This is a genomic window from Micromonospora sp. ALFpr18c, from assembly GCF_008868155.1.
Taxonomy (GTDB): Bacteria; Actinomycetota; Actinomycetes; order Mycobacteriales; family Micromonosporaceae; genus Micromonospora.
The window spans coordinates 1-7,840 of sequence record NZ_WBKR01000253.1 but is presented as its reverse complement, the minus strand read 5'-3'; the positions used below and the strand labels follow the sequence as shown (position 1 = coordinate 7,840).

Below are 7,840 nucleotides of genomic sequence, written 5' to 3'. Positions count from 1 at the left end.
CTCTGCTGGCAACGCCTGAACGCCCTACCCACACCCACCTGACCAGCAACAACCGTCCCAGCGAGCCGGAAAGGGCCGCACCCCGGGAATCGGAGACCCGGCACACCGTCGTGACAGACGACGCACACACCTCACACCATAAGGGACAAAACGGTCAAGCCGAAAGCCGTACCAAGGGATCAATACCCTCTGACGGATCGAGGCCGAGGTGGACGCCGACGGCGACCGGGCTGCAGCTTGCGGCCAAAGCTGTCACACAGGCAGAAGGCCGTGAACCCGGGCCGATGCGAAGATACGCGCGCCACCGCCGCGATCGTTCAAGCCATCGTCGTCCCGCGCCACACCGAAGCGAATCGCTCGGCAGGAGAAGATGGCTCAATCTGGACGGTTCGTGAAAATTGGTGAAAATCGCTGCTTCCTCATCGCACTCTTGTCGTGCGCTGCTTTGCGTGATCTGATGTTCAACATCAATGCACCGAACGGGGGAGGTTTTTGTTGTATAGCAACGTGCTCAGAAATTCCGGCAAAGGGCTGATGGCGTTCGTCTTGGCTGCCGCAGGTGTGGCAGCAGTGCAGTTCGGCACAAGCGCGCCAGCGCAGGCAGCGAACCGATGCGTGTCAGGTGCCTGGAACGCGCTTGGTGACGGTGAAGTCCTAAAGACCGGTTCTACCGGTGACACTCGGTACCCTGGATCCCTTCACGGTAAGACCATTCGGCTTTACAGCAACCACGCGAACGCATCCGTGATCGCGAAGGCCGAGGGCGCATCTTCGGGTGATGTGATCTCTATAGATCGCTCGAACTTCTCGGTGACTGGTAGCGCCGAGCACTACTTTAAGTCGACGACTGATATTCAAAAATTGGGAACCTGGGACTATTGCGAGACTCAGGCCAGTTCGAGTGGCACGTTGACCTCGAAGCGAATCGACGGAGCGCATCGGTACGTGCGAGTCTGCCTGCGTCACTCAGGCGCCTTGCAATGCATGAACGTCTGGTATGGCGACAATGACGATGACGCCGGTGACGTGACGCGTCAGCCTTAGCTATTCCGCTCCTCAGCGGCGCGGCGGCGCTGATCGACGGTTAGCACCGAGACGGAACGGTGCGGCGAGAGAGCTCCCTTCGGCGCGCTCCCGCCGCACTGGCCGTCCAGTGCTGCCGGCGGGTCAGCCGGCGGTGACGACCGGCGCGGCGGCGCGGGCGTCGAGTGCCTGCCGGTAGAGCCGGCCGGCCCGGTACGACGAGCGCACCAGCGGCCCGCTCATCACCCCGGCGAAGCCGATCTCCTCGGCCTCCTCGCGCAGCTCGACGAACTCCTCCGGCTTGACCCAGCGGGTCACCGGGTGGTGCCGGGGGGAGGGGCGCAGGTACTGGGTGATGGTGATCAGCTCGCAGCCGGCCTCGTGCAGGTCGCGCAGCGCCTGCGACACCTCGGCCCGCTCCTCGCCCATGCCGAGGATGAGGTTGCTCTTGGTGACCAGACCGTCGGCGCGGGCCTGCCGGATCACGTCCAACGAGCGGTCGTAGCGGAACGCCGGGCGGATTCGCTTGAAGATGCGCGGCACGGTCTCCACGTTGTGCGCCAGCACCTCCGGGCGGGAGCCGAAGACCTCGGCCAACTGCTCGGGGACGGCGTTGAAGTCCGGGATCAGCAGCTCGACGCCGCAGCCGGGCTGCAGGGCGTGGATCTGCCGGACGGTCTCGGCGTACAGCCAGGCGCCGCCGTCGGGCAGGTCGTCGCGGGCGACACCGGTGATGGTGGCGTAGCGCAGGCCCATCGAGACCACCGACTCGGCGACCCGACGCGGCTCGTCGGCGTCGAACTCGGCCGGCTTGCCGGTGTCGATCTGGCAGAAGTCGCAGCGCCGGGTGCACTGGTCGCCACCGATGAGGAAGGTGGCCTCCCGGTCCTCCCAGCACTCGTAGATGTTGGGGCAGCCGGCCTCCTGGCAGACGGTGTGCAGCCCCTCGCGCGAGACGAGCCCGCGCAGCTGGGTGTACTCCGGGCCCATCTTGGCCTTGACCTTGATCCATGGCGGCTTGCGCTCGATCGGCGTCTCGGCGTTGCGCGCCTCGATGCGCAGCAGCCGACGCCCCTCGGGGGCCGCTGTTGCGGTACGCGCTGCCTGGCCGGTCGTCGGCGCGGAGTGCTCGATCGTCACGAAAACGAGCCTACGCCGGACGGCCGTCGTCTATGTGCGTCAGGCGACCGGCGTCACGCCGCAGACGTTGTGACGCCGGACACCGGGCTGCGGAAAATAGGCGTCACACGCGACGGATCCGGTGCTAGATTCAGCGCCAACAGCGACGACGGAGCCGAGTAGCGCGCCGACCCGCCAGTGCAGAGAGCCGCCGGTGCTGAGAGGCGGTCTGGCGCCGGTGCGTGAAGACCCTCCCGAGCTGCGGGCAGAACGGCGGAGACGCCCAGTAGAGCCCGCCCGGCTGGCCCCGGTCATCAGGCGACGAACGAGGCCCCCGCCGCGGCGGGGGCGAAGGTGTGGTGGCACCGCGAGGTTCCCGCTCGCCCACACCTCCCTGGGGCTGATGCGATGTCACCGCCCCGGTGGCGGCGTCGCGATCGACCGAGGAGCAGCCCGTCATGCAACGAACCCTGTCCCACCAACTGCCCGCCCACGCCGGTGACACCGTGCGGATCGCCGGCTGGGTGCACCGCCGCCGCCTGCTCAAGTCGGTGGCGTTCCTGATCGTGCGGGACGCCGCCGGCCTGGCCCAGGTCGTCGTCACCGACCCGGCGACCCGCGCGCAGCTGGAGAAACTCACCGAGGAGACGGTCGTCGAGGTCACCGCCACGGTCACCGCGAACGACACGGCGCCCGCCGGGGTCGAGCTGACCGACCCGACGGTACGTCCGCTCGGCCCGCCCGCCGTGCCGCCCCCGTTCGACCTGTACCGGCCGGCGCTCACCGCGAGCCTGCCCACCCAGCTCGACAACGCCCCGACCGCCCTGCGCCATCCGAGCCGCTCGGCCGCGCTGCGGATCTCGGCGGCGGCGGTGGCCGGCTTCCGGGCCACCCTCGACGCCCGGGACTTCGTGGAGGTCCACACGCCGAAGGTGGTCAGCTCCAGCACCGAGAGCGGGGCGAACGTGTTCGCGCTGGACTGGTTCGGCCGTCCCGCGTACCTGGCCCAGTCGCCGCAGTTCTACAAGCAGCTGATGGTCGGCGTCTTCGAACGCGTCTACGAGGTGGGGCCGGTCTTCCGGGCCGAGCCGCACGACACCGTCCGGCACCTCGCGCAGTACACGTCGCTCGACGTGGAGCTGGGCTTCGTCGCCGACCATACCGACGTCATGCGGGTGCTGCGCGACGTGCTGGCCGGAATGCTGGGGGCGGTGGGCGAGCGGGCCGCCGGTGCCCTGGCGACGCTGGACGTCACGCCGCCGCAGGTGCCGGCGGAGATCCCGGCGGTGCACTTCACCGACGCGCTGGAGATCGCCGGCGCGCCCGCCGACGAGCCGGACCTCGCGCCCGCCCACGAACGGGCGCTGGGCGAGTGGGCCCGCCGCGAACACGGCTCCGACTTCCTGTTCGTCACCGGCTACCCGATGGCCAAGCGGCCGTTCTACACCCACCCGGACCCGGCGAGGCCCGCGTACTCGAACGGTTTCGACCTGCTGTTCCGTGGTCTGGAGCTGGTCACCGGCGGGCAGCGGCTGCACCGGCACGCCGACTACCTGGCGGCGCTCGCGGCCCGGGGCGAGCCGGTCGAGCCGTACGCGGGATACCTGGACGCGTTCCGGCACGGCATGCCGCCGCACGGAGGCTTCGCCATCGGCCTGGAACGGTTCGTGGCGCGCCTGGTCGGCGCGGCGAACGTCCGGGAGGTCACCGCGTTCCCACGTGACCTGCACCGGCTCACCCCGTAGGACGGGACGCCGGCTGTGCGCTCAGACCTCGGTCAGGGTGGACAGCCGGCGTTCGACCACCGGCAGCACGTCGGCCACGGTGATCGGGCGGCCCAACTCGGCGGTGAGCGACGTGACGCCGGCGTCGCGGATGCCGCACGGCACGATCCGGTCGAAGTACGCCAGGTCGCAGTCGCAGTTGATCGAGAAGCCGTGCAGGGTGACGCCCCGGGCCACCCGGATGCCGATGGCGGCCACCTTGCGGGCCGGCCCCCGGTCGTCCTCGGGCACCCAGACACCGCTGCGCCCCTCGACCCGGCCGGCGGCCAGCCCGAACTCGGCGCACACGTCGATCAGCAGCTCCTCCGTACGCCGGACGTAGGCGACCACGTCCACCGGGTCGGGCAGCCGCAGGATCGGGTAGCCGACCAGCTGCCCCGGCCCGTGCCAGGTGATCTTGCCGCCGCGGTCCACGTCGACGACCGGGGTGCCGTCCATCGGCCGGTCCCACGGCTCGGTGCGCTTGCCCGCGGTGTAGACGCTCGGGTGCTCCAGCAGCAGCACGGTGTCGCCGCGCTCGCCAGCCACCACCGACTCGTGCAGGCGGCGCTGCTCGTCCCAGGCGGCCTGGTAGTCGAGCAGGCCGGCGCGGACGGCCGTCAGGCCGGAGGTCGTCGTTGTCACGGCGTCCAGCCTAGTCCCGCGCCGGGCTCCGATCCCTGGTGAGCCGCCTCACCAGGCCGGGTCAGGCCGGTGGGATGCGCCAGAGCCAGACGTCGTCGACCCGTTGCGGGTCACCGAACAGGGCGGTGGCGGTACGCCGGACCGCGTCCTCGTCGACTCCGAACTTCGCGCCGTGCACCTCGTCGGCGAGCACCACCGTCTCGATCCGCCAGTGCCGCAGGTCCGACTGGACTTCCCGGATCGTGCCGTCGGTGATGATCGGCACCAGTCCGGTGCGGCCGGCCTGGTCCATCAGGGCGCTCAGGGTGCGCGGCACCGGCCCGATCCGGCCCCGCCCGTCCGGCCCGCCCGGCCCGAGGAAGAAGCCGCCGGGAATGCGGAACTCGCCCTGCCGGTGCGACAGCGCGTACGCCTGCCAGCGTTGACCGTCCGGGTAGATGTCCACGGTCAGCGGCACCGGCGTGAGCACCCCGTCCGGCGAGACGAACTGCCGCCAGGTGCCGGACGTGATGAACTGCGGAATGGGCTCCCGCTCGTGGGTCAGCAGCGGGGTGGGCAGCAGCGGCAGCAGGGCCACCGCGAACCCGAGCGCCCAGGCCAGCTCCGTGGATCGGTGCCGTGGGGGCGTCGTGCGCAACTGGTCGACGGTGTACGCCAGCAGCACCCCGATCACCGGCGCGACCACCAGGGCCAGCCGGGCGGGCAGTGCCGCGTTCACCACCGGCAGTTGGCCGAGCAGGTCGAACGGCATCGGCAGGTCGGTACGCCGCCCGTCGACCTTCGCGACCGGCCCGAAGGAGAGCACCGTGAAGACCAGCGCGAGGACACCCAGCGCCCAGAGGGTGGCGCGGCGGCCGGGGTCGGCCCGACGCCAGAGCGCGACGAAGCAGACCACGGTGAGCACGAGCAGTCCGACGCCGAAGAACGAGTTCTCCTCGGTCGGGTTCGGCGCCAGCGAGGTGCCCAGCCCGACCTCGCCGGCCAGCGAGCGGCGCGGGAACGCCGCGAACGCGGCGATGTCCTCGGAGTGGATCACCGGGTCGAAGCCGGTGCCGTGGAACCGCTGCGGCCCGGCGAAGTGCAGCCACAACGGGTACGACAGCAGCACCCCGGCCACCACGGCGGTCACCGCGAGCCCGCGTACGAAGGTGGGCAGCGCGGCGCGGGCCTCGGCCCGCCGGGCCGGGTGCAGCGCCCAGACGGCGACGAAGACACCGAGCGCGAGCGCGGCGAAGAAGAGGCCCTCGGCGGCGATCGAGAAGGCCACCGCCACCAGCACGCCGAGGATCACCCCGTCGCGCAGCCAGTGCGCGGGGCGGCGCAGCGCGAACAGCCGCCAGATCAGCAGCGGCACCAGCCAGCCGGCGGTCCAGTTCAGGTGGGCGTTGGCGTGCGAGACCATGCCGGGGGAGTAGGCGATGAACAGGCCGCCCAGCCCGGCGGCCAGCCGGCTGCGGACCAGGTGCCGGGAGAGCAGCCAGTACCAGGCCAGCGCCGTGGCGAACAGGTTCAGGGTGAGGATCACCAGGAACGTCGACGGCGCCCCGATCAGGTACGTGAGGGGGGCGAAGACCACCGCGTACACCGTGATCGAGGTGTTGACGGCGAGGTTGACGCCGTCCGGGACGTTGATCAGGTACGTGAAGAGCGGGTTGTCCCCGTGGGTGAGCGCGTGCCCGCCGAAGGCCAGCAGCCACTCGAAGAGCGCCTGGTCGCTGGAGTTGACGGTGATGGTGCGCACGTTCGGGTTCCGCCACAGGCCGCTGGTCACCCAGACGGCGAGTGCGAGCGCCACGAGCGCGACGATCAGGTCAGCCCGGTGGTCCCGGACGGCACGCGGAGGTGACGCGGGTGCGGGCCCGGTGGCCAGCGACGGGGAGGACGGCACGCAGCGGACGTTACCAACCGGACCTGGACGGGCCGGTCATACCTGCAAGGAGGGGACGGGTGTTGTTGGCCGGAGGTCGGCCCGGCGGTCGATGGTTCGGGGTACACAACGGTCGTCGTGAATGTGTGAGTGTGCGCCATGTCATAGCGGCGACACATCGACGTAACGTCTCGGCAATTCGACCGTGACCCAGTTCACAGTCCGCCCCCTCAGGAGGCCGCCGTGCGCCGCTCCTCATCCACCCTCAACCGGCTGCTCGGTGCGGTCGCCAGGCTCGTCCTCGCCGCAGCGGGCGCGATCACCCTCGCCACACCCGCCCAGGCCGCCACCCTCACCCAGGTCACCGGGTTCGGCTCCAACCCGGGCACCCTCGCGATGTACGCCTACCGGCCGGACAACCTGCCGGCCAACTCCCCGGCCGTGGTGCTGCTGCACGGCTGCACCCAGAACGCCTCCGGCTACTTCGCCAACTCCGGCTGGCAGAAGTACGCCGACCAGTGGAAGTTCGCCCTGATCGTCGCCCAGCAACCCTCCGGCAACAACGCCAACTCCTGCTTCAACTTCTTCGAGGCGGGGGACACCGCCCGGGGTCAGGGCGAGGCACTGTCGATCAAGCAGATGGTCGACCACGCCAAGGCGAACTTCGGGGTCAACGGCTCCCGGGTCTACGTCAGCGGCCTCTCCGCCGGCGGGGCGATGAGCGCGGTCATGCTCGCCACCTACCCGGACGTCTTCGCCGCCGGGTCGATCATCGCGGGCATCCCGTACCGCTGCGCCACCAGCATGGTCAACGCGTTCAGCTGCATGAACCCGGGCGCGGACAAGACCCCGGCCGCCTGGGGCGACCTGGTCCGCGGCGCGTACTCCGGCTACACCGGCCCCCGGCCGCGGGTGGCCATCTGGCACGGCACCTCGGACACCACGGTCACGCCGCTCAACGGCACCGAGTCGCGTGACCAGTGGACCAACGTGCGGGGGATCTCGCAGACCCCGACCAGCACCTCGTCGCTGCCCGGCAACACGAGCCTGGAGGTGTACGGCAACGACGAGGTACGCCTCTACCGGGTCTCCGGAATGGGCCACGGCACCCCGGTCGACCCGGGTTCCGGTGCCGATCAGTGCGGCAACGCGGCCGCCTACTTCCTGGACACCATCTGCTCGACGTACCGCGACGCGCTCTTCTTCGGCCTGAACGGCGGCGGCACCGACCCGACCCCGACGCCGACCACGCCGCCGACCTGCGTGACGGCCAGCAACTACGCGCACGTGACGGCGGGTCGGGCGTACCAGTCCGGCGGCTACGCCTACGCCAACGGCTCCAACCAGCGAATGGGCCTCTACAACACCTTCTACACCACCGCCCTGAAGCAGACCGCCCCCAACTACTGGGTGATCGGCTGCT

Annotated in this window: 6 protein-coding genes; 3 read left to right on the top strand and 3 right to left on the bottom strand. The window is 70.4% G+C overall.

Annotated elements, in window-relative coordinates; all coding sequences use genetic code 11:
• Window positions 1-495 precede the first annotated feature (495 nt).
• Window positions 496-1,044, top strand: coding sequence for a hypothetical protein (locus F8271_RS28485; RefSeq protein ID WP_151492928.1), 549 nt, complete (start codon window positions 496-498; stop codon window positions 1,042-1,044).
• Window positions 1,045-1,167: 123 nt separating this feature from the next.
• On the opposite strand, the gene lipA is transcribed toward F8271_RS28485, so the two are convergent.
• The gene (gene lipA, locus F8271_RS28480) at window positions 1,168-2,163 is read right to left on the bottom strand and encodes a lipoyl synthase (protein WP_151492927.1); all 996 of its coding nucleotides are present in this window, start codon (window positions 2,161-2,163) and stop codon (window positions 1,168-1,170) included.
• A 437-nt stretch (window positions 2,164-2,600) separates the two neighbouring features.
• Here lipA and aspS point away from each other — a divergent pair, with 437 nt between their 5' ends.
• Window positions 2,601-3,887 (top strand): aspartate--tRNA(Asn) ligase, encoded by a 1,287-nt coding sequence (aspS, locus tag F8271_RS28475; RefSeq protein ID WP_151492926.1) that lies wholly within the window; start codon window positions 2,601-2,603, stop codon window positions 3,885-3,887.
• A 21-nt stretch (window positions 3,888-3,908) separates the two neighbouring features.
• Here aspS and lipB read toward each other — a convergent pair whose 3' ends face one another.
• The gene (lipB, locus tag F8271_RS28470) at window positions 3,909-4,550 is read right to left on the bottom strand and encodes a lipoyl(octanoyl) transferase LipB (protein WP_151492925.1); all 642 of its coding nucleotides are present in this window, start codon (window positions 4,548-4,550) and stop codon (window positions 3,909-3,911) included.
• A gap of 61 nt (window positions 4,551-4,611) precedes the next feature.
• Entirely contained in the window at window positions 4,612-6,438 is a 1,827-nt protein-coding gene (locus F8271_RS28465; protein WP_151492924.1) for a DUF2079 domain-containing protein, read from the bottom strand.
• A gap of 222 nt (window positions 6,439-6,660) precedes the next feature.
• Between F8271_RS28465 and F8271_RS28460 the strand changes: the two genes are divergently transcribed.
• On the top strand, window positions 6,661-7,840 hold a 1,180-nt coding region (locus F8271_RS28460; protein WP_151492923.1), incomplete at its 3' end, for a PHB depolymerase family esterase.